This window comes from Pseudomonas sp. B424 (assembly GCF_055408345.1).
The window spans coordinates 58,108-83,067 of record NZ_JBUZTL010000004.1 but is presented as its reverse complement, the minus strand read 5'-3'; the positions used below and the strand labels follow the sequence as shown (position 1 = coordinate 83,067).

Genomic DNA, 24,960 nt, shown 5'->3' with positions numbered 1-24,960 from the left:
GTATGGGGGCTCTGACGAAAGCTGAAATGGCGGAACGTCTTTATGAAGAGCTGGGCTTGAATAAACGCGAAGCCAAAGAATTGGTGGAGTTGTTTTTTGAAGAAATCAGGCACGCTCTTGAAGACAACGAGCAGGTCAAATTGTCAGGTTTTGGCAATTTTGATCTGCGTGACAAGCGACAGCGGCCTGGCCGCAATCCGAAAACGGGAGAAGAAATCCCGATCACGGCTCGCCGTGTGGTCACCTTTCGTCCAGGGCAGAAGTTGAAGGCCCGAGTAGAGGCTTATGCTGGAACCAAGTCATAACGACGAGCTCCCGCCGATCCCGGGCAAACGCTACTTCGCCATTGGCGAAGTTAGCGAGTTGTGCGGGGTCAAACCGCATGTCCTGCGCTACTGGGAGCAAGAGTTTCCTCAACTCAACCCTGTGAAACGTCGCGGAAATCGCCGGTATTATCAGCGCCAAGATGTGCTGATGATCCGGCAAATCCGAGCGTTGCTCTATGATCAAGGGTTCACCATTGGCGGGGCGCGCTTGCGACTTTCAGGTGATGAAGCCAAAGATGACACTACTCAATACAAGCAGTTGATCCGTCAAACCATCTCCGAACTGGAAGATGTTCTGCAGGTTCTTAAGAAGTAATTACGGCATTTAAAATACTTTCGTATTTCAAAAGCTTAGAGTATATTTCTCGAAACCTTCAGAGGTTGTGTTGTAGATGTAACGCCTAGTCGGGGCGTAGCGCAGTCCGGTAGCGCACTAGCATGGGGTGCTAGGGGTCGAGTGTTCGAATCACTCCGTCCCGACCATATTCTGTAAGGGAATCAAGGGTTTAGGCCTTTGATTCCCTTTCTCGTTTCTGCCTTGCGCAAAACTGGCGCAAAATGCGCGCAAAACTATCCGGTGATTTCACTGATATTCAGGTCCGGAATCGCATCCGACCAGATCACATCGGCGTGGTCTTTCTGGTAGTTCTTGGTCATGGTCTCGCTGGCATGGCCCGCAATTGTCTGGCCATCTTTACCGGCTCTTTTGTACAGGTGCAGCGAAAGCGCGCGCACTTCGTGAAAGCCCGGCATTTCCTCTTCTTTCCATTCCGCATAACAGCCAGCAAGTTCCCGGGCCTCTTTAAAAGAGCGCGTTAGAAAGCGATCCTCAACCTTCGTCCAGTGCTCTTTAGTCTGCGCCTGCTTCTGCAGCAGTCGTTGCGGCTTGCGATGAATCAGGAAAGGGGAGGCGATGTTGTCCTGGCAGCGGGTTATGACGGTCTGCAGCTCGTCAGTCACCTTGAAACGAATCCACGCAGTATCACTGGCCTTGGCAGTTTTCTTTTGTACCAGGTACAGGAAGCCATCCCGAACACCGTCAAAGCGCATGTCCAGAATATCGGAGCGACGTTGAGCAGTTATCAGCGCCAAGTCTATGGCGTTGCGCAGCCAGGGTGGTGCGACCTCCCTGATCGCTTTCAGGCCTTCCACGGTATGGCGTTTGCGTTGCTTCTTCTCGATACGGTTAATGGTGCTCGATGCCGGATTGTCGGGGCATAAGCCCTTGGACGCTGCGTGATTGAAAATATCTACCAGCAGAGCGCGACTTTGATTGGCGCTCCTTGGGGTTAGTGTGTCCAGCAATTCGGCAACCATACGAATGGTTATTTGATCGACGGCTTTGCCCTCAAAATGCTTTCGGAAGCGTCTGAAGTGAACGGCGTACAGTCCGAGGGTACCCTTGGCCAACTCTCGGGGAGGCAAGATCTCGGCTTCGTATTTATCCAGAAAACCCGCAAATGAGCCCGATGGATTGCCCATCACAGAGCGGACCAGATCGGCGCCTTGCATAAAGGCCAGGTTGAGCTGCTTTGCGGCATCAATGGCCCTGATCCGATCGGTACCGAATTGAAACCACTTACCGTCGCTGGGGCGACGGTAGCGGTAGGTCGAGCGGCGTGGATCAAAGTACAGGTTCTGTGGCAGGTGCTTGTTCGCACTATTGCGTGGCCGTGGAGCCATCAGGCAACTCCTCTTAGCACCATAGCGACCAGATCGTTGCCGTCAGCTATGTTCAGTGCGTTCCAGTCCACATACCAGAGCGAGCCTATCTGCTCGCCCGGCAGCTTTCCGTTGCGGATGTAATTGCGTATGGCTTGCGAGCAGAGCGGTGTCCCGTTCTCACCCCAGCGGCGGCGTTGGTATTCGCTAATTTTGATCAGCTCTTTACGCATGGCCATCCCCTTTGGTAGCGATGCCTGGGTGCGTATACCCCAACACAAGCTGCGCGAGCGTGCGATTTTTAGCGTTTAGCGGGGCATCAAGGTGGGCTGCCTCGCGCAGCTTTATGTGGGGTATAAGCATCCCTGCAGTGGCGCGAAAAGCTTTAGTAATGCCTGCTGCTGCGCAGCAGAGACTGTTTTTTACAGGCGTGTCGATCCCACTGGTGTTGCGGAGCAAAGCGGGCAGGAGCAAGCGATTCGTCATTGAGTGCGTCATGCCGCTTTTCTCCGGGTGCGGGGTTCGGGGTGATGCTTGCGGCCATCGGACAGGCCGTTGCGGTAGCCGAGCCAATAGAGCAAGGCCGTGCTCAATATCAAAAAGATCAGCGCACTGATCTGGGTAGGGGGCATGTGGTGTGCTCCTGGTGCGGCGCTGGTGGTGGCAGCGCTTGGCTAGTCGTCTTTATCCGGTGAGTCGCTTTGCGGTCTGGCCAGCTCCTCGTCAGCCTTGTAGGCGCGAATATCAATCAGCGCTGCAACGTGGCGGATGTGAGCGAACTTCGGCGCCTTGCGGCTTCTGTCGAGTGTGATCACGGGTATTTGAATCCGGCCGCTGATGATCTCTGCCGCAAACGACTGCTCGTTGAGGTGGCGAAAGTACTGCACGCGCAGCTTGTCGAGGGGGATCAGCACGTCACCAAAATTGCGGTACAGCAGCTCTACGGTGTCCGCATCCGGTGCTGGCAGCAGCCGTAGAGGGCTTTGGTTGGCATTAGTCATGGGCTGGTGTGCTCGGTTTTGGTTGGAGCCGGGCCGGGTGGTTCCAGGCATTCAAGCAGTGTCGCTTGGTCAGTTCGCGCAAATGTTCCGGCACTTCAAGGAGCGCAGCGTTGCGCTCCTCGCGTGTCGGCATGGCCACTATTTGCCGAGCGTATTCCCTAGGCCACGTCACGGTGATCTGCCGGAATTGCAGGAAGGGTCAGGCCCAACTGTTCGGCCAGCCAAGCGATGCCGGGCTGACGTACCCGGGTTGATTGGCTGTACTGCATGCCGAGTTCAGCGTGGAACCAGTTGCTATCCTTTATCCGTAAATACTCGCGGTCCCGAACGGGGAAGGCGGGCAAGTTGCGCTCGTTGATCAGTCCTTTTTCACGCATCAACTTGATCAGTTTTGGCCGGGTCGTACCCAAGCGTACGGCGGCTTTGGCGAGGGTGCGTTCCATAACACCCCCTAAGCTGCGAGTGCGGCAGGAGCGGCCGACGCAGCCAAGTGATCGAGCGACTGCAGCAGCCGATCAAAGCTGTGCTGATCGTTGCCATAGGCTGTAAAGCACTGAGTGCGCGGGCAACTGTCGCCGGTTACCAGAATCGCCGTGATGCCTTTACGGCTTTGCGTGCGATGCACTGCCAGGCTGACAGCCTCATCCAGACCGATATCGAGCTTCAACGAGCCGCCTTGGCGCACCAACTGGTGCAGCTGCTCTTGTTGATTGGCATTCAGTAGCTGGCCGCGGTCGACAATTTCAGCACGCACGCGCGGTGTTGCCGGCTCGGCAGTATCCATGCGGCCAGTGGCGATGGACTCAATAAAGTCAGCGAGCACCAGGTGCTTGTCTTTTTCGGCGTCGTTCACCGTCAGGCTGTGCTTCTCGTCGTCTGTAACAATGGTGAAAAGCGTGCTGGTGGAGCTGCGCTCAACTTGCAGCACGAAGATCAACGGCAGGTTGGTATTCTTGAAACTGCACGCGTGGTTAAACGTGCCGTTCAAATTGACCTGCGCAGCCAGCAGGCGAAGGGTTTTATCAGCCAAAGAAAACCGGTTCATGCAGCATGCCCCCCGTTGTTCGGATCGAACGGGGCAGGGTGCTTGCTGTGCGGGACCAGTCGGGGTTTGCTGTTGTGGAGGATGACCAGGCAGCCGGTGGTGGCTTGCAGCTGCTCGATCAGTCGACGGTTACTGGCGCACGCTGGGTGGACGTGCAGGGTTGCTGTGGTGTGCATGGTGTTGCCTCGCTCTGTGGTGGGAGAGTGAGGCTAATATCAACTGCAATCAATCAAATGTCAACCAGCGGTTGATATTTACCTTTTGTAGTACTAAATGGCTATCATTGGGTTGTAAAGCCCTGACTGATCCTTACCGGATTACTGAATTTGTTGAGTTTTACGGGGAGCTAGTATTTTGAATATAACTAAAATGGAGTGTCACTGGTGGAATTTTCAAATATAAAACGCCTTTGGTGGGAAGTGATTGTTGGGATTTGCATAGTTATTATTACAGTCGCTGCCGCGATAAAATTATTTAGTGGGGATATAAGATTCAGTGTCGATGCGCCTACACTGTTATCAATTTTATTGGCTTTGTTTTCTGTTGCGTTATCTGCTTTATTTTATTTTAAAGCGACAGAATCAAGTAGTATGTTCTATGACAATACTTATAAGTACACAACTGATATTTCTCAGTTGCTAGTTAAAATGGAAAGTAGTTTTGGTGAAAAACTAAAGGTTTTAGAGACTGGATATGCAGACATAAAAGTCTATTTGCGCACGCCAGTAAAGACAAGCTCGGAGCTTGATGAGGCTACTGCGCTTATTAAGATTGAGAAGGAAGCGTTAGAAAAAGCGGTAGAAGAGAAGGATAAGATAATTAAAGATGTTTTAGATAGCTCTTCAATCGAGCAGACGGAGAAGGATAGAGTGCTTTCTGAACTGAAAGAAAAGAACCTCCAGATCCGTCAATTGACCGAAGAAATGGCACGCCTGAATGATCTGAAGGATAATGAGTTGGCTAAGAGGAAAAGGTCCCCTGGTGCTTTATTTGACGCTGATTTGGACCTTGATTTTGATGTGCCGAGCAGAGTGCTTCAGCACACAAAAGTTATTGTGATTAAAAGACTCGGCGGACCTGCTAATGTTCTAAAGTTGAGCACAGAAGAGGTTGCTAAGGGGTTTTCGCATCATGCAGATAATCTTAATAATTCCTATCTAACTGATCTGGATGCATTGGGTTTTCTGGACGAAGATGGGTTGACTCTCAGTGGGGCGAAATTTATAAAGTATGTTGCCCGGACAATGGTTAAAGCCTCTATTCGGGGATAAATGACCCAACCACCTTCCCGCAAATTTGCGTCTCTTCCGTAATATCAATGATTGGATATTGCGGATTGATGGGTCGTAAATAAACCCTACCTGCATCTGAATCCAGCACTTTGAAGGTCACTTCATTAGTACGCGGTACCCGTGCAACTACTCGATCACCATTATTGGCCTGCGTTTCTGGATCAACAAAGATGATGCAGCCAGTCGGATAGCTTCTACCTGGCCCAGGGTTGGTCATTGAGTCACCCAAAACCTTCAGCGCATAGCCGCTTTGGCTTATTGGCACGGGGCAGGAAACCCATGCGTCAGCGTCGAAAGGCTCAAAATTGCAGATGGCTTCACACCAGGCACCTGCTTGCACCCACGATATAAGTGGAACCTTACCGAAGCGTTTAGTCATGCCACTGACGTTACTTTCTTCGCCAACCTGGAATTGTAGAGCGCCGCTGTCTGTGGGCTGCTCTTTTGGTAAAACCCCATACTCAAGCCATTCACGGCGGACTTTCAACCAGTCGCATAGGGCCACCATGCTGTCAGCTTCAGCCATAGCCTCGCCATTCAGCCACTTGCTGATGGCCTGGGTGGTTTTGTGAACCCCCACGCTTTTCAGGCGTTTGTGAATGTCCACTCCGCGTCCACGGCTACGGATGCCGGCGTCGTCGAGTGCTTCGTGTAGGCGCGAGCTGAACTCTGCGCGTAATTCGTCTTTATCAACCATGAGTTGAGACTCTCATAGAGCTTGCACAATTGTCAGTTGATGTTTAATATCAACCGCGAGTTGATAATCGGAGCTTCCCATGCTGAACCCCGCGGATTTTCCGAATGCCATTGCGTTCGCGTTTGAAGCTGTAGGTGGCATCGGTGCTGCAGCCAAGGTGTGTGAGCGTAGTTACCAGGCGCTGAATAAATGGCGTCTGGCGGCGTGTTTGCCCCGGACTGATTACACCGGTGAAACCCGTTATGCAGAGCTACTGGCAACAGCGGCACAGAAAAACGGCCAATCGTTTGAGGCCACTTGGTTGCTCGAAGCATCTTTGCCCCATAAGGCTGCAGCATAGTTTAGAAAGAAAAAAGGCGACCAATAAGGCCGCCCAGTTCCTCCCGGCACACACCACCACAGTGTCGCCGGGTCGCGGTAGAGGTAGGCGGGCACACCACATGCAATTCCGCCCCCCTATACCGCGCTTTCCAAGGCTCGGAAGCTTTGGGTTGCTGCCTTCTCCACCACAGATCTGGCAGCTGTTGCGCCAGAGGTGAGCGACGGATCGCTCGCCTCGGCACGGTGCCGGTTTTGGTCTTGCGGACCTGGCCGGCTTTTGGGCCCTTTCAAGCCACGCGGCAAATGTACCACCACAGCACGCCGCGCGGCACTGGCAACATTCAAGGATTAATGCCATGAGCCGTATTGCTCTTAGTTGCACTCAACGAGCGCGCCGCGAAATTCTGCCGCTCGATCTGGCCCTGTATCACGCTGCCCGCGACTACCCGGGTGGCGCTGCTGCCATCGCTGCCACCACCGGCCGCAATCCCACCACGTTGCAGCACAAGCTATCCCCGACCCACCCAAGCCACACGGTGAATGTTCAAGAGTTCGCTGAGATCTTGGAGTTGACCAAAGACCGCCGCATCCTGGATGCGGTGCATGCGTTGGTGGGCGACACGATCTGGCAGGAGCTGGCCGAGGCCTATACCGACGATATGCCCGAGACGCTGACCACTGGCCTTGCCGTGTATTTCCGTCAGGTAGCAGATCTGGCCGACACCTGGGCCAAGAGCATTGGCGACGGGGTGGTCAACGACCGCGAACTGGCCGAGATCCGCCTGCAGGTGTTCCGCGGTATTCAGGGGCTACTGGGCATGTTCAATCGCGCCTGCTACGTCAACTCGACTACGCGGGGTGCTGACCGTGGCTGATATCGCAGATTTTGCTAATGACCTGGTGCAGGAGCGTATCGACCTAGCGCTGGCAGCGCGAAAAGCGCAGCCGGTGTTTGCGTCTTACGAGTTTTGCGTGGACTGCGATTCATCAATTCCCTTGGCCCGCCGCATGGCTGTCACCTGTTGCACGCGCTGTGCAGCCTGCCAACAACTGAATGAACAAATAGGTACCCGTTATGCTCGATGACGTTCTCGGTCAATTCGCTGACCACGGCCTTGAGCCTGCGCAACCACTCACGTTCGGCAAGCTGACCCGCTGCAAGACCACGCAGGACAAAGGCAAAGAGAAAAACGGCTGGTACGTGATCCATGAGCACCGCACCGAGAAAAACGAGACGCTGATTTTCGGCAGCTTCGGTGACTGGCGTTCGGGCGACAGCAACAAGATCAAGGTTAAGGCCGGCCGCATGAGTCAGGAAGAACGCGACGTTATGCGCGCTCGTCAGGGAGAAGGCAAACGCCGCGCCGCCGAGATTGCCGCGAACGCCGCACGCCGTGCTGCCAATCGTGCATCGGGCCTGTTCACACGCATGCCGGAGAGGGGCCGCAGCGCCTATCTGGATCGGAAACAGATTATCGCGATGGGAGTGCGATTCGCGCCGCGCTCTGGTGCGGTGCTGGTCCCGATGAGCAATGTACGGGATGAGATCATCGGACTTCAGGTCATCTACCCAGAGAAGCAGGCAGATACTGGCCGAGATAAATCCTACTGGCCTTACGGCATGTCCAAAGTGGGTGCCTTCCACCTTATTGGCCCGCACCCTGAACCGGGCGAACCAGTGCTGGTATGTGAGGGTTATGCCACCGGCGTAAGCCTGAATATGGCCACCTCGCTGACGGTAGCTATCGCTTTTGACGCGGGCAATTTGAGCGTGGTGGCCAAGGCCATGCGCGAGCGTTTCCCGGGCCGCGCTTTGATCGTGTGTCGAGACGATGACTGGAAAACCAAGAGCCCCAATGGTGAGCCTTGGAACCCTGGTGAAGAGAAGGGCAGCAACGCCGCTTTGATCGTTGGCGGCCAGGTGGTTGGTCCGGTCTTTTCAGGCGAGCGTGAGATCAAATGGACCGACTTCAACGACCTGCATTGTTCCGAAGGGTTGGACGCGGTTCGCAGGCAGGTACTGGCGGTCGTCAAACCACCCGCAGCTGGCGGCTGGAAAGATCAACTGGCCCGCACTGAAAACGGCTCTTTGATCGCACACATGCAGAACATTGAACTGATATTGGGCAACGATGAGCGCTGGGCAGGCGTCATCAGCTTCAGCGCTTTCAGCTCCAAGATCGTCAAATTGCGTACGCCTCCTTATGGCGGCGGCACCGGGGACTGGGGTGATATCGATGACATACGCGTTATGAAGTGGCTGGCTCAGCAATACAATCTGCGCGTCAAAGCCTTCAGCGTGATTGAGGCGGTCAGCGTTGTGGCCCACGACAACTCCTTTCACCCTGTACGCAACTACCTGAACAAGCTTGAATGGGACCGCGTGCCCCGCCTCGATACCTGGCTGACCACGGTCATGGGTGTGGCCCAAAGCGGTTACAGCGCCAAGGTCGGCAAGCGCTGGATGATCTCGGCGGTTGCCCGGGTGATGCGCCCAGGGTGCAAGGCTGACTCGGTAATGATCCTTGAAGGCGGGCAGGGCGAAGGCAAGTCCACGGCCATGAGCATCCTCGGCGGCGACTGGTTTATGGATACGCCGTTTGCTCTGGGCGACAAGGACGGCTTTCAGGCGATCCGTGGCAAATGGATCATCGAACTGGGCGAGCTGGACAGCTTCAACAAGGCCGAAAGCACCAAGGCCAAACAGTTCTTCTCTGCATCCACCGACACCTACCGCGAAAGCTACGGCCGCAGAACCAATGACGTGCCACGCCAGTGTGTGTTCGTGGGCACCACCAACCAGGACGAATACCTCAAGGACGCCACGGGCAACCGCCGTTATTGGCCGGTGGCCTGCACCAAGGTCGATCTGGAGCAACTGCGCGAGATCCGTGACCAACTCTGGGCTGAGGCGATGTTCTGCTACAAGGCCGATGAGATCTGGTGGGTTAACCGCGACGAAACCGCGATGTTCTCCGAAGCCCAGGACGAGCGCTTTGTGGTGGATGAATGGGAAGGTCCGATCCTGACCTGGCTGGAAGAATCGCAGATCGGCGAAACCACCAGCGGCAGCGAAGTATTGGCCAGCGCACTCATGCTCGACTTCGGCCACTGGGGCAAGCCAGAGCAAATGCGTGTCGGCGCAATCATGCACCGACTTGGATGGCGTCGTGTGCGCCTGCCAGCCCTGGCCAAAAGCGGGCAGCGTCCCTGGGCTTACAAGAAGCCTGATAACTGGGGCGGCCAGTCAGCCCTGCAGGTGCAGAAGATCGAGGAGCCTTGCTTTGATTAAGCACATCGACGCCATGCTCAAACTCTGGGCAGAGGATCTTCACAGCGCAGCGCCCGAAGGCACTGGCAGCGGCAACATGATTGCCATGCTGATGGAAACCAAGGGCGAGCTGATTCGCGGCACGCGGGGCAGTCGGGTACTGCTCGATGAGTCGGCCGACATTGAGTTGATCGTCAATAAACACCTGCCGCCGCAGTTGTCGGTGGTGGTGCGTGAACACTACTGCAACCACGACAGTTTCCTGTCGCAGAAGTACACCCACTGCGGTTGCAGTCGTGACACCTACTACCAGCGTCTGCACGACGCGCACCTGTGCATTGCTGGCTTGCTGATGGGGAAGGCTGCGTGATCCCCGGCACTACTCCAATCATCGTCCTTGTCTTGGCCCACCGCGTCCCACTGCTTTGCAAGGCAGTGGGTTACGCACAGGCCGCGCCGTTACTGAGCTGTCCCACAGTCCCACCTGTAAATGCCCCTCGCCCATGTGAGCGTAGCGGGCAGCAATACGCGCGTTTCACGCGCATGCGTGTTCTTAATAATCTTTCTATATACGAGGAAAAAGTAAAAGAAGTAGGACAGTGGGGCACAGCCTTTGATTTAGGCTCTCTCCCTTGCCCCACCTTGATCCTGAGCAGTGGGGCAGGGCAGACAGCCCCCAAAAGCGCTAGCCGGGATGATGTATTCGCCGACATTCGCCGGGCGTTCAGCTGCCTAACCCACTTATTCGCCGGTGGCATTAAAACTCGCTTGCTGCCACCGGAATCCACCTGTAAAAAGTAGTCATCTTCGATAGGTGCGACCGCAGAGAGCGGCCGACACCCACCACTGAACCCGGCCATTGCGCCGGGTTTTTTGCGTTTAGGGGCAGGCAATGACAACAGAGCAACAAGCGTTAGCGGATATGCCGATCTGGCTGGTGATTGCACTGTCCTTGATCGGCGGGGTGTCGGGTGAGATGTGGCGAGCGGACAAGGACGGCGCCCGGGGTTGGTCGCTGGTGCGGCGCTTGGCTTTGCGGTCAGGTGCGTGTATCGGCTGTGGACTGTCCACGATGATGCTGCTGCACGCCAACGGCGTGTCGATCTGGGCGTCATCGGCGGTGGGCTGCCTCACGGCGATGGCCGGGGCGGACGTTGCCATCGGCCTTTACGAGCGCTGGGCCGCCAAGCGCCTCGGGGTTTGTGAAATTCCACCCCGTTCTGACCAATCAGAATAATTCTCATCTCTCAAATCCTGCCGGGGACCCTGGGGGATTTCCGGGGGTACGGGGCAGGAAACCCGCGGGAAATCGTTAGCCGCTGGGCTGGCAGCTTATTGAAATTCAATCCATTGAAATTGAAAGGCTTGCATTGAAAAGCCGTTGAAAAGGAGGGCTTGTGACAGACCCCATCTTTCTGTCGAAGAGCGCCTTTGCGGCCTACATCGGCAAGGCGCCGAGTTACATCACATGGCTTAGAAAGAACAATCGTCTGGTCCTGTCGGCGGATGAAAGACAGGTCAATGTTGAAGAGACCATCGCGCTGATCCGCCAAACAGCTGACCCCACCAAGGCCGCCGTCGCGGCTCGGCATCAAGAGGCCCGGGTGCAGCGCGACGTAACCAGCCAGCTGTCACCGATGGTCGAATCCACGCCGAACATGGCTGCGCCGCAGCCTGCCATCGGCCCGGCTGGCAAGCAACCTGACTTCCAAAAAGCCCGTGCCCACCGCGAGTACTACCTGGCGCAGTTGGCCGAGGCTGAATTCCACAAGGTCCAAGGCTCGCAAGTCGAGCTGGAGGCGGTCAAAACCGGCGCATTCAGCGCTGGTCGCCTGCTGCGCGATCAGTTGCTGGGCATGCCGCCGCAACTGGCACCCGAACTGGCGGCCATGACCGATCCCTGGGAAATCGAACGCCGTTTGACGGCTGCCATCCGCGCCTCGCTGGAGGACGCCGAGCGCATGTCTTCGGCTGACCTGGTTCACGCCCTCAACAACAAGAGTTAACTCATGCACACGGAAATCCCGAACGGTGCAGAGGTGTACCGCGAGGCGTATTTCCGTGGGCTACGGCCTGACCCATCATTGTGGGTCGACCAGTGGGCTGACGAGTACATGCGTATCCCGCGTGACGCCGGCGCCGCCGAGCCCGGCCAGTACCGCACTTCGCGTACACCTTATGCCCGCGAGCCCATGCGCTGTTTGTCGCCGGCTCACCCATGCAAGCGCGTGGTCACCATGGTGGCCTCGCAACTTATGAAAACCCAGATCGCGTTGAACTGGATTGGCGGCTTGATCCATATGGTGCCGTCCAACATCTTGACCCTGCTGCCCAGCCTTAGCTTGGCCAAGCGGGTGTCATCACGGATCAGCAAGACCATCACGGCGACACCGGTGTTGCGCGAACGCGTTGCAGCCAACCGCTCCCGTGGCCCACGCAACACGATGGACACCAAGGAATTTGAAGGAGGCTCGCTCTACATCACCACTGCAGGCTCGGCAGCCAACCTGGCCGAACTGTCGGCACGCTATATCTACGGCGATGAAATCGACCGCTGGGATGTGGACGTGGGCGAAGAGGGCGACCCTATCGAATTGGCCGAAACCCGGGGCAGTACGTTCGGGCGAAACGCCAAGTTCTACTTTTCCAGCTCGCCCACGATCAAAGGCGCCTCGCGCATCGCTGATCTGTTTGAGAGCAGTGACCAGCGTTACTACTACGTGCCATGCCCGCACTGCGGCCACATGCAAATTTTGGAATGGGAAAACCTGCTCTACTCAGCCGACTACAGCCTGGTGCATTACAAATGCGCTGCGTCCGGGCTGGATTGCGATGTGTTGATTGAGGAGCACTACAAGGGGCAGATGCTGGCCCAGGGCGAATGGCGATCGCACGCGTTGGGCGACGGAGAAACCATCGGTTTCCACCTCAACGCACTGTATGCGCCACTCGGCTGGACCGACTGGCGCTCACTGGCCAAGCAGTTTGAAAAGGCCAAGAAGGCGCAGAACCGCGGTGATCTTGAGCCCATGCAGGTGTTCTACAACACCCGTCTGGCCAAGGTCTGGGACAGCGCTCAAGAGCAGACCAAAGCTGAAGTGCTGAAAGAACGCGCCCGCCGTGAAACCTACGGTCTTGGCTCAATGGCACAACGGGTGCTGATGCTCACGGCCTCTGTCGACGTGCAGGCCAACCGCCTGGAACTGATGGTCATGGGTTGGGGTGTTGGCATGGAACGCTGGATCATCGACTACCAGGTGATTTGGGGCGACCCGGCGGACGAGCGCACCTGGGCCGTGCTCGATGACAAGCTCAAGGTGCGCTACCCGCACCCATGCGGCGTCGGTCTGGGGATTCTGGCCACAGCCGTCGACTCCGGCGGTCACCACACTGACGAGGTCTACCAGTTCTGCCGCCTTCGCCGGTGGCGAAACATCTTCGCCATCAAAGGAGCGAGCAAGCCGGGTAAGCCGGTGATTGCGCAACGTCCATCGATGGTCGACGTGACCTGGAAGGGCCAGACGGAACGCAACGGCGCCGAGCTGTGGTTTGTTGGTACCGACACCGCCAAGGACTGGATCTACAACCGCTATCCGTTTGAAGACGGGCCGGGCGCTTTGCACTTTGCCAACGACTTGCCGGATGACTTCTTCGACCAGTGCGTGGCCGAGCGCAAGGTGGCGCGCTACGTCAAAGGCTACAAACGCATCGAATGGGTCAAAGGAAAGGCCGAGCGCAACGAAGCGCTCGACCTGATGGTGTACAACCTGGCGATGGCGCATTACCTGGGCCTGAATCGCTACAAGGAACATGACTGGGAGCGCATTCGCCAAGCCCTGGCGCAGGCCGGGTTGTTCGATGAGAAGCCCGTTCAGGCTGAACGTCTTGCACTTCCGGCCGCAATACCCGCGACACAACCTGTTGAAACGTCTGCACCCGAAATAATGCCGGCCGCACCACCGCAGCCTGTTGCACGACCCCCTCAACGTCGCAGCTCCAGCAGCGGCTATCTCAAGAGACGCTGATTATGTCCTTTACCCAAAAGCACCTCGACGCTGTTGAGGCGGCCATCGCACGTGGCGAGAAAACCGTGCGCTATGCCGATCGTACCGTGGAGTACCGCACGGTTGATGAGCTGCTCAAGGCCCGCGATCAGATCCGCACTTCCCTGGTCGCGTCTGCCGGGCCGCGCTCAAAAGTGGTGAGGCTCTACCACGGAGGCAAGGGACTCTAATGGCACGACAATATCCAACCCTGACCCGCAACGGCTTCTTGCTGCCGGAGCGGATCAAAGCCAGTTACGAAGGGGCCGGAGAGGGCAGGCGTTCAGCCAGTTGGGACGCGCCCGATATCGGCATCAACAGCATCAATACCCCAGCATTGCGCAATCTGCGGTCTCGTTCGCGGGCGGCAGTGCGTAATGACCCGTATGCCTTCAACGTCATCGACAAACGTGTCAGCAACCTGATCGGTACCGGCATCACCCCGCGACCCAAGATCGAGGACGACGCCCTGCGCAAAGTGCAGCAGGAGTTGTGGGAGGACTGGGTCGACGAATCAGACGCCGATGGCCTGACCGACTTCTACGGCCAGCAGGCGCTGATCGCCCGCACCGTCGAAACCGCCGGAGAGTGCTTTGTGCGCTTGCGGCCACGCGGTCTGGAAGAGGATCTGGCGGTACCGCTGCAGCTCCAGGTACTGGCGCCGGAGTTTGTGCCGCACGACAAATTTGAGCCAGCCAAAAACGGTAACACCATCCGTGCGGGGATCGAGTTCAACCCGGCCCACCAGCGGGTTGCCTATTGGATGTATCGGGTTCATCCCCGGGACGCCTCATCCCTCAACGCCGGTTACAACCAACTGGTGCGTGTACCGGCCGAGCAGGTGCTGCATATCTTTGAGCCGGTCGAGCCAGGGCAGTTGCGTGGCGTGCCGCGTTTGGCGCCGGTGCTCAAACGCTTGCGCAGCCTGGACAACTACGACGACGCGGTACTGTTTCGTCAGGAGGTAGCCAACCTGTTTGCAGGGTTTATCTCCCGCCCACCGCCGGAGGGCAGACAGCAACCCCGCGATCCGGTCACCGGTCAGTTGTTGACCGAAGACCGCGACGGCTTCACGCCGATGGTCGCGCTGGAGCCCGGCACTATGCAGGAACTGGGGCCGGGCGAAGAAGTGGAGTTTTCCAAACCACCGGACGCCGGCAACAACTACCCGGACTTTATGCGGCAGCAATTGATGGCTGCTGCCGCCGGTACCGGCACGCCTTACGAAATCCTCACCGGCGATATGCGCGAGGTCAACGACCGGGCGCTGCGGGTCGTGCTCAACGAATTCCGCCGTCGCCTGGAGCAACTGCAGTTCGGTGTGTATGTGCACCAGTTGTGCCGGCCTGTGCGCGCCGCTTGGATGGATATGGCGGTGTTGGCCGGCCGCCTCAAGCTGGACGACTACGCGCAACGGCGCCGCGAATACCTGCGCACGCGCTGGGTACCGCAGGGCTGGGCCTATATCCAGCCGGTACAGGACATTCAGGCGCGAATGATGGAGGTCAACGCGGGCTTCAACTCCCGCAGCGAAATGGTCCTGCGCTCGGGCTATGACGCCGAAACCGTCGACGCCGAAAACGCTGCCGATCAGGCCCGCGCCCGCGAATTGGGCCTCAACTACAAAACGCTCGTCGACGTGCCAGAAGAGCCTGCCGACAAGGAGAAACCATGAACAGGCTACGCATTTTCAACAAGGCCGGTGACCCACCGGCGCAGCAAAACAAGCATTGGTACAGCGTGAAGGCCAGCGGCGAAGCCGAGGCTCGCAGCATCGAGGTCTATGTCTACGGCGAGATCGGTACCTGGGGCATCACCGCCAATCAGTTTGTCCGTGACCTTGCCGCCATCGATGACGGCGTGTCGCCGATTGTGGTGGCGTTTAACAGCATCGGCGGTGACCTGTTTGACGGCCTGGCAATTCACAACGCGTTGTCGCGTCTGGGCGAGCGTTGCACCGGCCGCGTTGACGCCCTGGCAGCCAGCGCGGCCAGTGTTGCAGTGTGTGGCGCTCACCGCGTGGTGATCGCGTCCAATGCCATGCTGATGATCCACAACCCGTGGACCTACGCCGCAGGTGATGCCGAAGACTTACGCAAGGTGGCCACGGCGTTGGATCAGGCGATGGAAGCCATCATCGCGGCCTACAAGGCCAAGGCACCCAACATTGACGAAGTTGAACTCCGGCGCATGGTCAATGCTGAAACCTGGCTCACGGCCAGCGAAGCGGTGGCCTTTGGCTTGGCCGACGAAGTGGGCGAGGGCGTTGCCGTCAAAGCTTGCCTGGGGCAGGGCGGTGCACTGCAGCGCTACCAACATGCACCCCAGGCATTGTTGGCCCAGCTGGATGAATCGCCCGAGCCGGAGCCAGCCCCAGAGCCAACACCGGAGCCGATTCCGCCCGAGCCTGAAAAACCAGCCATCGTGGACTCGACCAAGCTGGCCTTGTTGATCACCCAAAGCTGCACGGCAGCCGGGATCAGCAATCTGATCGAGCCACTGATCAGCACCACCAAATTGGCCGACGAGGCCACAGTTAATGCCGCGCTGACCAACGCCAAGGCCGTGCGCGACCTGTGCGTTGCTGCGCGTCTGCCGGAGTTCACCCAGGAGTTTGTCGCGGCCGGGCTCAGTGCTGAAGCCGTGCGTGGCCGGCTGTTCGACAAACTGGTCAGCGGCGGCGGTTTTGAAATCGACAACAGCTTGCCGATCAACGATGACCCGGCGCCGAAAACCCAGGCCAAACAGCCTGACACCAATGCGATCTATGCGGCCCGTCGCGCCGCCCAGACAGGGGTAAAAGCATGACCATTAAAAAAGAGCCGATCCACGCGGGCGAATTCCTGCTGTCCGAAGGCGCCGGCAATATCTCCCGCGAAGCCATCAACGTGGCCGCTGGCCCGGCGCTGTATCCGGGCCAAGTGCTGGGGCTGGTGACCGCTTCGGGTGAGTTTGCGCCCTATGTGGCCACCGCTGAAGACGGCACCCAGAGTGCTGTTGCCATTCTGTACGGCCCACTGGGCGAGTCAGACATCGTGCGCCGTGGCCGTGCGGTAGTGCGCCTGGCGGAGGTGAGCGAAGCGCACCTGACCGGGCTTGATCCCGAGGGTGAAAAATCCCTGGCCGAACACTTTGTGATCGTGCGCTAAGCCGACCGCCTTTTTTATTGCACCCCGCCATCGAGCGGGGTTTTTACATTCTGGAGAGTCCCCAATGGCCGACATCGCCATCTTTGACGACGAAGCATTTTCGGTTTCGTCGCTGACCGCTGCCATCAACGAACAACCCTACCAGCCCGGCCGCTTGAGCAGCCTTGGCCTGTTTCAGGAAGAAGGCATCACCACCCTGACCGTGCAGATCGAGAAGGACGGCGACACGCTGGCCCTTGTGCCGGCAGGTGAGCGCGGCACCTCGGGTCTGATCGTCGGTGCCAGCAAACGCACGCTGATCCCGTTTAACACCGTGCACCTGCCGGAACGCTTCACCATCAAGGCCGACGAGATTCAGGGCATTCGTGCCTTCGGCACCCGCAGCGAACTGCAAGCCGTACAGGATGTAGTCAATGCACGCTTGCTCAAGGCGCGTCGTCAGTTGGACGTCACCCACGAATTCCAGCGGGCCGGCGCCTTGAACGGTCAGATCCTCGACGCGGACGGCAAGACGGTGCTGCTCGATCTGTACAAAAGCTTCGGCGTTGAACGGCAAAAAATGTCGATGGGACTGACCGTTGCAGACACTGACTTTCGCGTTAAATGCGGTGAAGCCTTGGACATGCAAGAGGATGCGCTGGGTAGTGTCACCAGCACCGGTGCCCGTGCGTTCTGTGGCAAGAATTTCTGGAACAAAATGATGGGCCTCGAGGAGATCAAGGCCACCTACCTCAACTCCGCGCAAGCCGCTGCGCTGCGAGGTGATGCACGCGAAAGCTTCGAATATGGCGGCATCGTCTGGGAACGCTATCGCGGCAAAATCGCCAGTGTTGCATTTGTCCACGACGACAAAGCCCTTCTGGTCCCCGAAGGGGTGCCAGACCTCTATATCTCGGCCTTTGCCCCGGCCGACTACATGGAAACAGTCAACACCCAGGGCATTCCGTACTACAGCAAGATTGAGCCGATGCCGTTCAACAAAGGCATGGCCGGCGAAGCGCAGTCCAACCCGCTGCACATCTGCACCCGACCGCGCGCGCAGATCCTGCTGGAACTGTAGGCGTGGGCATCCGCGATCTGGTGGCCGACATCGACAGCGTGATCTTCGACGTGCTGGCCGACACCGGCCACATCGAAGGCCGCGCCGAGCCGGTGCTGGGCATGTTCTCTGCGCCGTGGAAACAGCCACAAATTGGCCGTCTCAATACCGGCCTGCGCGAACCGCATTTTGTCGTACGGGTCGCGGACTCGGACGGCCTGAACAAAGGCCTGAAAGTCACCATCGACCTGCCTGCGCTGGACGGTGGCGGCGATTACGACCTGTTGCAACTGGAACCCAACGGCGACGGGCTGGTGTCTCTGATCTTGAGGAAACGCCCATGAGTATTGGCAGTTTTAGCGAGGTGAAAAAGAACAGCGGCATGCTGCATATTCAGCCCTCAGCCGAAGACCTCAAAGCCTTCGCAGATTTGGCCACTCTGGTGCCCGGCGCTGCGGCCAAAGCGCAGCGCCGGGCGATCAACAAAACCCTGGGCTGGTTACGCACCCACATCGCGCGAGCCGTGGGCAAGCAGGAACGCATCGCCGTCAAGGCGGTGCGCCAACGCTTGCGCAGCTACCCGGTGGACGGCGGCGCGTTGCGCGGCAAGTTGTGGTTCGGCATCAACCCGTTGGAAGCCAGCCGGGCAGGGCGCGCCCGGCAGACAAGGGCCGGGGTGTCAGTGGCCGGGCGGCGCTACAGAGGCGCCTTCTACAAAAAGGTCTACGGCAATCAGGCCGAAGTGTGGATTCGTACCGCGAGCAAACACTTCGACCCGGCGGATTACCCTGACAGCAACGTCACCTCACAGACCGGGCCCAGCTCCGGGTTTGTCGGTGAAAACAGTGACCGCTTTCCGCTGGCCAAAGCCAAAATCTCACTAGAGGCAGTACGTCCGCATTTTGAAGCCTGGAGCCGCAAAGCCGACGACCGTTTGATGCAGATCCTCAAGCAAGAGATGAACTTCGAACTGCAAAAATACTTGAAGGGGACGCGCCGTGTGTGAGCAACCCTTTAGCCTCGACCAGCTCTATAAGGCCATCGAGCAACACATCCAGCAGCACTTGCCGGGTGTGCAACTGGTCAGCTTCTGGCCGGACATTGCTCACCATATCCCGCTGCCGGCCGTGTTTCTCGACATTGGCGAGATTGAACCGGCTCAGGAAGCCGGCACCGGCAAAACCACCCTGACCATCACCTTCGAAGCGCGGGTGATTGTCGACGTAATCTGCGCCGATCATTACCGGCAGGCGGTGCAACTGGCCACGCAACTGGCGGTGTTATTGCGGGCTCAATACTGGGGTTTGCCCGTGCAGGCGGCTGAATTCAAGCGCTCGACTCAGGACTGGACGCGCCCAGAACTGGACGGCTACACCGTATGGTTGGTCGAGTGGACCCAAATCATCTACCTCGGCGAGGAGGCATGGCCGTGGCCCGACGAACCGCCTGGCTCGTTGATAATCGGCGTCAATGGTGAAGATCCCGTGACCCCGGAGGATCTGCCATGAGTTACCCGGTCGCCGAACATGACCGCATGATCGCGGCCATGTTGATCCCTTGTTACGTGGTCGCCGTGGACTTGACCGCATCACCCCCGGCCTGCCGTGTGTCCACAGGCGACTGGACCAGCGCCTGGGTGCGTTGGCACAGCGTGGCAGCGGGCAAGGCGCGGCACTGGCGCTCGCCCAGTCTTGGCGAGCAGGGCGTGCTGTTTAACCCCAGCGGTCAGGCGGGCATGGGCACCTTTGTCCCGGGCCTGTACGGCGATGCCGGGGCACCCCCGGACAACCGCGACCACGTCGAAGTGTGGCGCTTCGATGACGGCGGCTCGCTGGTCTACGACTGGCAGGCCAAGAGCTACACCATCACCTTGCCCAGCGGCACCGTGACCATTGCGGTCGGGGGCAGCTCGGCGGTGGTGACCGACAGCGCCATCACCGCAAAGGCCGGGGCGATCACCCTCACCGGGGATATCACCCTGAATGGCGCAGTGATTATCAACGGGTCGAGCTTGACCCATAACGGGGTGAATGTCGGCTCCACACATACCCATGCAGGCGTGATGCCTGGCCCAGGAATCACAGCCATACCCTTTTGATGCACCTTGCCTCGGCGCAAAGTTGTTCACTTAAGTGATTTCTGCCTCTGTGGGAGCGGGCTTGCTCGCGATGGTCGTAAACGATGACGCGTATTTACTGAGTAAATGTGGCGCTCTGAAGACCATCGCGAGCAAGCCCGCTCCCACAATTGAGTAGCGTTGCACTTAAGTGAACAGCATTGCTCGCTTCGGCGGGGCTTTTTAATACCTGGAGAAACCCATGAGCAAAACACCAGACGACAAAGTCACCGATTCCATCGCACCGGTTTTACAAAAAACCGTCCCGATGGCGAGCCCGGCCCGCACCTTCCGCGACAAGGTCTACACCTCACGCACCCTGATCCTGCCCGGCGGCGCCACGTTGCCCGTTGCCCAAGGTCGCGTCAGCGCAGTGGACGACGCCCAGTTTCAATACCTCAACATCCACCCGGACTTTGAGCCCCTCACGGAGTAACCCCGGATGATCGGAATGGATCGCCACACCGGCGTGGCCCTTTCCGGCGTCGAGCATTTGCGCCAATCCATCGCCGATATCCTCACCACCCCGGTGGGCAGTCGGCGCATGCGTCCGGCCTACGGCTGCCAACTGCGCCGGTTTGTCGATATGCCCGTCACCGCTGGCTGGAAAAGTGCGGTACAGGCCGAGGTCGCACACGCGCTGAACCTGTGGGAGCCGCGCTTCAAGTTGCAGGCGGTGCGGGTCACGGCGGTACTCAATGGCGAGATCAGCTTTGAGTTGAAAGGCGTGTACCTGGGCGACAGCGTAGCAATGGAGGTCAGTGCATGAGTACCGTGGATCTATCGGCCCTGCCGCCACCGGAGGTGCTGGAGACGTTGGACTTTGAAGACGTCTATCAAGAAGAACTGGCCGTGTTCCGGGCCTATATGGGCGACAACTGGAACGCGGCGCTCGAGAGCGATCCGGTGGTCAAGCTGCTGGAACTGGGCGCCTATCGTCGGCTGCAAACCCGGGCCCGAATCAATGATGCGGCCAAGGCGTTGCTGCTGGCCTATGCCCAGCGTACTGACCTCGATCACCTTGCGGCCAACGTGCGGCTCAAGCGCCTGGTGATACAGGAAGCGGACAGCCAAAGCGTACCGCCGGTGCCGCAGGTGATGGAGCTGGACGATGCCTTACGTGAACGCATTCAGTTGGTCTACGAGGGGCTGACCACCGCCGGGCCGCGTAACAGCTACATCCTGCATGCGCGCAACGCCTCGGCGCTGGTGGCCGATGCCCAGGCCGAGAGCCCAAGCCCGGCCCATGTGGTGGTCACGGTGCTGCACCTGGAGGGCAACGGCGTGGCAGACCAGCCGTTACTGGACAGGGTGTTGCACCACTTGAGTGACGAGAACCTGCGCCCCGTGGGGGACCGGCTCGCGGTGCAAAGCGCCGAGGTGCTGGAATACCGGATTGAAGCGGTACTGCATATGGCCGGTACCGGCTCGGAAAACGAAGCGATTCTGGCCGAAGCCATCCGCCGCCTGCAGGCGTGGATCAACCCGCGTCGGCGCTTGGGCGTAGAGGTGTCGCGCTCGGCGATTGACGCTCAGTTGCATATCACCGGCGTCAGCCGTGTGGACTTGCCGGGCTGGCAGGACATCCCCCGGGCCAAGCATCAAGCGGCCTACTGCACCGGGTTCAACGTGACCCAAGGCGGTACCGGATGAGCCTGCTCCCCCTCAACAGCACCCAGTTGGAACGCGGCATCGAGCAAGCCATTGACGATGCGCCAACGCTCCATATTCGCACCTTGTACAACGCCCGGACCTGCCCGGCGCACTTGCTGCACCAGTTGGCCTGGGCCTGGTCGGTGGACCGCTGGGACAACACCTGGAGCGAGCAGGTCAAGCGCGCCGCCATTGAGTCGGCGTTCTACATCCACGCCCACAAAGGCACCATCGGCGCGCTGCGCCGGGTGGTGGAGCCGCTGGGCTATTTACTTGAGGTAATCGAGTGGTGGCAGACCGTGCCGCTGGGCGAGCCGGGCACCTTCGCGCTCAAGGTCGGCGTGCTGGAAACCGGCATCACCGAGGACATGTACCGGGAGCTGACGGCCCTGATCGACGATGCCAAACCGCTTAGTCGCACTCTGACCGAGCTGGTGATCAGCCTCGAAAGCACCGGCAACCTCAACATTTACTCCTGCCTGTACGAGGGCGAGGTGATTGACGTGTATCCGCCTGCGCCGCGCGACATCGAGGTCACGGGCCACTTCGGTCCGGTTGGCCGGGAACATCAAATCGAAACCCTGGACGTGTACCCATGATTGATCAAAACAGCCAGTTTATGGCGATCCTCACCGCCGTGGGGGAGGCCAAACAATCCAATGCTGATGCCTTGGGTGTGCCGTGGACGTTCGCGCAAATGGGCGTCGGCGATGCCGGTGGCGCCGACCCGATCCCCGATCGCGCCCAGACCAAGCTGATTAACGAGCAACGCCGGGCGCCGCTGAATCAGGTCAGGATCGACCCGAAAAACAGCAATGTGATCATTGCCGAACAGGTGATCCCGGAAAACGTCGGCGGCTGGTGGATTCGTGAAATCGGCCTGTATGACGCGGACGGTGATCTGGTGGCGGTGGCCAACTGCGCGCCGAGCTTCAAGCCTCTGCTCGCCCAGGGCAGCGGCAAGACCCAAGTGGTGCGGATGAACTTCATCGTCACCAGTGCGGCCAATGTGGTGCTGAAGATCGATCCTTCGGTGGTGTTGGCTACCCGGCAATATGTCGATGATTCAATCATTGCCGTGCTGCCACCCACCCGCCAGCCGGGCAGTTATCGTCAGATCACGATCAATGAGCGGGGCATTGTGCAGTCGGGCAGTAACCCGACAACTCTGGAAGGCTACGAGATTGAACCTGCCTCGCAAAAAGAGGCGGAGGCCGGAGCCGACAACGCCAAGCCCATGACCGCGCTGCGAGTGGCGCAAGTATTTGCCAGACGGCTTATTCAGGCTACCGAAAAGCTGCTGGGTCTGGCGAAGGTCAGCACTCAAGAACAGGTCAACACCGGGGCTGATGACAGCACCATCGTGACACCGAAAAAACTGCGTTTGGGCTTTCAGATTGTTTCCGGCACCGTGGGTTATATCGTATTCCCTACCTGGCTGGGGAGCTGGATTGTGCAGTGGCATGCAGGGATGACCTTGCAAGGCTCGACCACCAACATCACCCACTTTCCGATCCCGTTCCCTAACAGGCTGGGGTCAGTCGTTGTGGGCGGTTATAACAATGCGGCAATAGGGAACAACTACCTGGTGTACTTGAGCGATGGCGTTGGGGGCGCTGAGGGAGCCGTGAGTGAGGCATGGTTTAAAACGATGAATAACGGTGTCACAGGATCTGCCGGGCTCAGTTATATCGCGGTAGGTAAATAGGAGTGAACCCATGAAATACGCCACATTCAACCCGGACGGCACCCTGAACAGCCGGCTTATTGAAGGCGTTCACACGATCCCCAAAAATGCAGTCGAAGTCACCGAAGCGCTGTGGCTGCGACTGGTGAGCGAGGACGACGGGATCTGGACATTGGCCAACGGCATCATCAGCAAGCAGCCGCTGCCGCCCACAGTGCCCAGCGCTGAAGTGGTTGAGCGTCAGCGCCTGATGGCATACGCCGACCTTGAGACAGGCTCGGATCGCTACTTTTCCGAAGCCACACGGATGCAGGCCATGAATGAACCCGGCTGGGAGGCCATACGCGAGAAAGCCGTTATCCGCTTCCATGAAATTCAGGCGCTGTACCCGTGGCCCGAAGAAGCCGCCCGCAAGAAATAAACAACCTGTAATCCCCCACAAGCCCCGCACTGCGGGGCTTTGTCGTTTCTGGAGAATGCTTTTATGAGTACAGCAAGCCGTTTTCACGGCGTCACCGTCGCACTGGTCGATACCGGGGCGCGCACCATTGCGCTGCCGTCCACTTCGATCATCGGCCTGTGTGACACCTTCACCGTCAGCCCGGCCGCATCGGCCAAACCCAACGACCTGGTACTGCTCACCAGCGAACGTGAAGCCATCGCCGCATTCGGCGAAGACTCGGCCATCACCCGCGCCGCCAAGGCCGTATTTATCCGCGCCAAGGCCGTGATCGTTGCCTGTGGCGTCGCCAAGCTGGAAGACCCGGCGCTGCAAACCTCGGCCATTATCGGCGGGGTATTGGCCTCGGGTCAGCGTACCGGCCTGCAAGCGCTGCTCGACGGTAAAAGCCGGTTCAACGCCCAGCCACGATTGCTGATCGCGCCCCAACATTCCGCCACCCAGGCCGTGGCCACCGCGATGGATGCCCTGGCGGGCAAGCTGCGCGCCATTGCCATCGTCGACGGCCCCAACACCACCGACGAAGCCGCGCTGGCCTATGCCAAGGAGTTCGGCAGCAAGCGCGTGTACATGGTCGACCCGGGCGTGCAGCAGTGGGACACGATTACCAGCGCCACGATTGATTCGCCGGCCTCGGCCTTTGCCGCGGGCCTGTTTGCCTGGACCGACACCGAGTATGGCTTCTGGGCTTCACCGTCCAACAAGGAGCTGGTCGGCATCACCGGCACCACACGCCCGATCGAGTTTTTGGATGGCGATGAAACCTGCCGCGCCAACCTGCTCAACAACGCCAATATCACCACCATCATCCGCGATGGCGGCTACCGCTTGTGGGGCAACCGCACGTTGTCGTCCGACCCGAAATGGTCATTCGTCACTCGCGTGCGCACGCTCGACATCGTGATGGACGCGATCCTGGCGGGGCACAAATGGGCGGTCGACCGCTCAATCACCAAGACCTACGTCAAGGACGTTACGGACGGCCTCGACGCGTTTATGCGCGACCTGAAGAACCAGGGTGCGGTGATCAACTTCGAAGTCTATGCCGACACTGTGCTGAACACGGCCAGCCAGCTGGAGGAGGGCAAGGTGTACTGGAACATCCGTTTCACCGACGTGCCGCCTGCCGAGAACCCCATTTTCCGTGTGGAAGTCACCAACCAATGGTTGACCGAAGTGCTGGAAACCGCCGCCTAAG

The 24,960-nt window shown here is 58.7% G+C and carries 35 protein-coding genes, 1 tRNA gene and 1 pseudogene; 29 read left to right on the top strand and 8 right to left on the bottom strand.

Going from position 1 to position 24,960, the window contains the following annotated elements:
* The first annotated feature begins 2 nt into the window (after window positions 1-2).
* From ihfA to ACZRMS_RS07005, 3 genes are all read left to right on the top strand, one after another.
* Entirely contained in the window at window positions 3-305 is a 303-nt protein-coding gene (gene ihfA / locus ACZRMS_RS07015; protein ID WP_002553164.1) for an integration host factor subunit alpha, read from the top strand.
* Window positions 286-642, top strand: a complete 357-nt coding sequence (locus ACZRMS_RS07010; protein ID WP_016781403.1) for a MerR family transcriptional regulator — start codon at window positions 286-288, stop codon at window positions 640-642. Before ihfA ends, ACZRMS_RS07010 begins: the two co-directional genes overlap by 20 nt.
* Before the next feature lie 90 nt (window positions 643-732).
* Window positions 733-809, top strand: a tRNA-Pro gene (locus tag ACZRMS_RS07005).
* Between the two features lie 87 nt (window positions 810-896).
* On the opposite strand, the gene ACZRMS_RS07000 is transcribed toward ACZRMS_RS07005, so the two are convergent.
* From ACZRMS_RS07000 to ACZRMS_RS06970, 7 genes are all read right to left on the bottom strand, one after another.
* Window positions 897-2,009, bottom strand: coding sequence for a phage integrase Arm DNA-binding domain-containing protein (locus tag ACZRMS_RS07000; RefSeq protein ID WP_127196304.1), 1,113 nt, complete (start codon window positions 2,007-2,009; stop codon window positions 897-899).
* The gene (locus tag ACZRMS_RS06995; RefSeq protein ID WP_060693524.1) at window positions 2,009-2,221 is read right to left on the bottom strand and encodes a hypothetical protein; all 213 of its coding nucleotides are present in this window, start codon (window positions 2,219-2,221) and stop codon (window positions 2,009-2,011) included. Before ACZRMS_RS06995 ends, ACZRMS_RS07000 begins: the two co-directional genes overlap by 1 nt.
* Window positions 2,222-2,482: 261 nt before the next feature.
* Window positions 2,483-2,620: a hypothetical protein gene (locus ACZRMS_RS06990; protein ID WP_463994700.1), complete on the bottom strand. Its 138-nt coding sequence runs from the start codon at window positions 2,618-2,620 to the stop codon at window positions 2,483-2,485.
* Between the two features lie 42 nt (window positions 2,621-2,662).
* The gene (locus ACZRMS_RS06985; RefSeq protein ID WP_463994699.1) at window positions 2,663-2,989 is read right to left on the bottom strand and encodes a pyocin activator PrtN family protein; all 327 of its coding nucleotides are present in this window, start codon (window positions 2,987-2,989) and stop codon (window positions 2,663-2,665) included.
* A 158-nt stretch (window positions 2,990-3,147) separates the two neighbouring features.
* On the bottom strand, window positions 3,148-3,432 hold the full coding sequence (locus ACZRMS_RS06980) for a phage antirepressor KilAC domain-containing protein (protein ID WP_463994698.1): 285 nt from the start codon (window positions 3,430-3,432) through the stop codon (window positions 3,148-3,150).
* Window positions 3,433-3,440: 8 nt separating this feature from the next.
* Window positions 3,441-4,034 carry a hypothetical protein gene (locus ACZRMS_RS06975; RefSeq protein WP_463994697.1) on the bottom strand — a complete coding sequence of 198 codons (594 nt, stop codon included), beginning with the start codon at window positions 4,032-4,034 and terminating at the stop codon, window positions 3,441-3,443.
* Window positions 4,031-4,210, bottom strand: coding sequence for a hypothetical protein (locus tag ACZRMS_RS06970; RefSeq protein ID WP_463994696.1), 180 nt, complete (start codon window positions 4,208-4,210; stop codon window positions 4,031-4,033). The genes ACZRMS_RS06975 and ACZRMS_RS06970 overlap by 4 nt, the downstream gene beginning before the upstream one ends.
* Before the next feature lie 207 nt (window positions 4,211-4,417).
* Here ACZRMS_RS06970 and ACZRMS_RS06965 point away from each other — a divergent pair, with 207 nt between their 5' ends.
* Complete coding sequence (locus tag ACZRMS_RS06965) at window positions 4,418-5,305, top strand: hypothetical protein (protein WP_463994695.1); 888 nt, start codon at window positions 4,418-4,420, stop codon at window positions 5,303-5,305.
* Here ACZRMS_RS06965 and ACZRMS_RS06960 read toward each other — a convergent pair.
* Window positions 5,292-6,023, bottom strand: coding sequence for a LexA family protein (locus ACZRMS_RS06960; RefSeq protein ID WP_463994694.1), 732 nt, complete (start codon window positions 6,021-6,023; stop codon window positions 5,292-5,294). The genes ACZRMS_RS06965 and ACZRMS_RS06960 overlap by 14 nt on opposite strands.
* A 79-nt stretch (window positions 6,024-6,102) precedes the next feature.
* Between ACZRMS_RS06960 and ACZRMS_RS06955 the strand changes: the two genes are divergently transcribed.
* From ACZRMS_RS06955 to ACZRMS_RS06835, 25 genes and pseudogenes are all read left to right on the top strand, one after another.
* On the top strand, window positions 6,103-6,363 hold the full coding sequence (locus tag ACZRMS_RS06955; RefSeq protein WP_463994693.1) for a hypothetical protein: 261 nt from the start codon (window positions 6,103-6,105) through the stop codon (window positions 6,361-6,363).
* 337 nt (window positions 6,364-6,700) lie between these two features.
* Window positions 6,701-7,219, top strand: a complete 519-nt coding sequence (locus tag ACZRMS_RS06950) for a phage regulatory CII family protein (protein WP_048383174.1) — start codon at window positions 6,701-6,703, stop codon at window positions 7,217-7,219.
* Window positions 7,203-7,430, top strand: coding sequence for a TraR/DksA family transcriptional regulator (locus ACZRMS_RS06945; protein WP_463994692.1), 228 nt, complete (start codon window positions 7,203-7,205; stop codon window positions 7,428-7,430). Before ACZRMS_RS06950 ends, ACZRMS_RS06945 begins: the two co-directional genes overlap by 17 nt.
* A complete protein-coding gene (locus tag ACZRMS_RS06940; protein ID WP_463994691.1) occupies window positions 7,420-9,636 on the top strand; it encodes a VapE domain-containing protein in 2,217 nt (738 codons plus the stop codon). Before ACZRMS_RS06945 ends, ACZRMS_RS06940 begins: the two co-directional genes overlap by 11 nt.
* Window positions 9,629-9,985 (top strand): PA0613 family protein, encoded by a 357-nt coding sequence (locus ACZRMS_RS06935; RefSeq protein WP_369781826.1) that lies wholly within the window; start codon window positions 9,629-9,631, stop codon window positions 9,983-9,985. The genes ACZRMS_RS06940 and ACZRMS_RS06935 overlap by 8 nt, the downstream gene beginning before the upstream one ends.
* Window positions 9,986-10,507: 522 nt before the next feature.
* Window positions 10,508-10,852 (top strand): phage holin family protein, encoded by a 345-nt coding sequence (locus ACZRMS_RS06930; protein ID WP_029611475.1) that lies wholly within the window; start codon window positions 10,508-10,510, stop codon window positions 10,850-10,852.
* 160 nt (window positions 10,853-11,012) lie between these two features.
* Entirely contained in the window at window positions 11,013-11,621 is a 609-nt protein-coding gene (locus ACZRMS_RS06925) for a terminase small subunit (protein WP_463994690.1), read from the top strand.
* Window positions 11,622-11,624: 3 nt separating this feature from the next.
* Complete coding sequence (locus ACZRMS_RS06920) at window positions 11,625-13,640, top strand: phage terminase large subunit family protein (RefSeq protein WP_463994689.1); 2,016 nt, start codon at window positions 11,625-11,627, stop codon at window positions 13,638-13,640.
* A 2-nt stretch (window positions 13,641-13,642) separates the two neighbouring features.
* Window positions 13,643-13,849: a phage head-tail joining protein gene (locus tag ACZRMS_RS06915; protein WP_016781386.1), complete on the top strand. Its 207-nt coding sequence runs from the start codon at window positions 13,643-13,645 to the stop codon at window positions 13,847-13,849.
* Entirely contained in the window at window positions 13,849-15,333 is a 1,485-nt protein-coding gene (locus tag ACZRMS_RS06910) for a phage portal protein (protein WP_095032269.1), read from the top strand. The genes ACZRMS_RS06915 and ACZRMS_RS06910 overlap by 1 nt, the downstream gene beginning before the upstream one ends.
* Window positions 15,330-16,466, top strand: a complete 1,137-nt coding sequence (locus tag ACZRMS_RS06905; RefSeq protein WP_463994688.1) for a head maturation protease, ClpP-related — start codon at window positions 15,330-15,332, stop codon at window positions 16,464-16,466. Before ACZRMS_RS06910 ends, ACZRMS_RS06905 begins: the two co-directional genes overlap by 4 nt.
* Window positions 16,463-16,807 (top strand): head decoration protein, encoded by a 345-nt coding sequence (locus tag ACZRMS_RS06900; RefSeq protein ID WP_463994687.1) that lies wholly within the window; start codon window positions 16,463-16,465, stop codon window positions 16,805-16,807. The genes ACZRMS_RS06905 and ACZRMS_RS06900 overlap by 4 nt, the downstream gene beginning before the upstream one ends.
* A gap of 64 nt (window positions 16,808-16,871) precedes the next feature.
* Window positions 16,872-17,867, top strand: coding sequence for a major capsid protein (locus tag ACZRMS_RS06895; protein ID WP_463994686.1), 996 nt, complete (start codon window positions 16,872-16,874; stop codon window positions 17,865-17,867).
* 2 nt (window positions 17,868-17,869) lie between these two features.
* Window positions 17,870-18,190, top strand: a complete 321-nt coding sequence (locus ACZRMS_RS06890) for a head-tail joining protein (RefSeq protein WP_463994685.1) — start codon at window positions 17,870-17,872, stop codon at window positions 18,188-18,190.
* The gene (locus ACZRMS_RS06885) at window positions 18,187-18,852 is read left to right on the top strand and encodes a hypothetical protein (RefSeq protein ID WP_463994684.1); all 666 of its coding nucleotides are present in this window, start codon (window positions 18,187-18,189) and stop codon (window positions 18,850-18,852) included. Before ACZRMS_RS06890 ends, ACZRMS_RS06885 begins: the two co-directional genes overlap by 4 nt.
* Window positions 18,845-19,354: a hypothetical protein gene (locus ACZRMS_RS06880; RefSeq protein ID WP_463994683.1), complete on the top strand. Its 510-nt coding sequence runs from the start codon at window positions 18,845-18,847 to the stop codon at window positions 19,352-19,354. Before ACZRMS_RS06885 ends, ACZRMS_RS06880 begins: the two co-directional genes overlap by 8 nt.
* Window positions 19,351-19,944 (top strand): phage baseplate assembly protein V, encoded by a 594-nt coding sequence (locus ACZRMS_RS06875; protein WP_463994682.1) that lies wholly within the window; start codon window positions 19,351-19,353, stop codon window positions 19,942-19,944. The genes ACZRMS_RS06880 and ACZRMS_RS06875 overlap by 4 nt, the downstream gene beginning before the upstream one ends.
* Window positions 19,945-20,164: 220 nt before the next feature.
* The gene (locus tag ACZRMS_RS06870; RefSeq protein WP_463994681.1) at window positions 20,165-20,398 is read left to right on the top strand and encodes a hypothetical protein; all 234 of its coding nucleotides are present in this window, start codon (window positions 20,165-20,167) and stop codon (window positions 20,396-20,398) included.
* A gap of 6 nt (window positions 20,399-20,404) precedes the next feature.
* Entirely contained in the window at window positions 20,405-20,731 is a 327-nt protein-coding gene (locus tag ACZRMS_RS06865) for a GPW/gp25 family protein (protein WP_463994680.1), read from the top strand.
* Window positions 20,728-21,615, top strand: a complete 888-nt coding sequence (locus tag ACZRMS_RS06860) for a baseplate assembly protein (protein WP_463994679.1) — start codon at window positions 20,728-20,730, stop codon at window positions 21,613-21,615. Before ACZRMS_RS06865 ends, ACZRMS_RS06860 begins: the two co-directional genes overlap by 4 nt.
* Window positions 21,612-22,214: a phage tail protein I gene (locus tag ACZRMS_RS06855; protein ID WP_463994678.1), complete on the top strand. Its 603-nt coding sequence runs from the start codon at window positions 21,612-21,614 to the stop codon at window positions 22,212-22,214. Before ACZRMS_RS06860 ends, ACZRMS_RS06855 begins: the two co-directional genes overlap by 4 nt.
* Window positions 22,211-22,682 (top strand): annotated as a pseudogene (locus ACZRMS_RS06850) (phage tail protein); the annotation flags it as partial. The gene ACZRMS_RS06855 and the pseudogene ACZRMS_RS06850, both read left to right, overlap by 4 nt.
* A gap of 170 nt (window positions 22,683-22,852) precedes the next feature.
* On the top strand, window positions 22,853-23,323 hold the full coding sequence (locus ACZRMS_RS06845; RefSeq protein WP_463943509.1) for a gp53-like domain-containing protein: 471 nt from the start codon (window positions 22,853-22,855) through the stop codon (window positions 23,321-23,323).
* A gap of 10 nt (window positions 23,324-23,333) precedes the next feature.
* Window positions 23,334-23,723, top strand: a complete 390-nt coding sequence (locus tag ACZRMS_RS06840) for a hypothetical protein (RefSeq protein ID WP_463994677.1) — start codon at window positions 23,334-23,336, stop codon at window positions 23,721-23,723.
* A gap of 63 nt (window positions 23,724-23,786) precedes the next feature.
* Entirely contained in the window at window positions 23,787-24,959 is a 1,173-nt protein-coding gene (locus ACZRMS_RS06835) for a phage tail sheath subtilisin-like domain-containing protein (protein WP_463994676.1), read from the top strand.
* Window position 24,960: the final 1 nt, after the last annotated feature.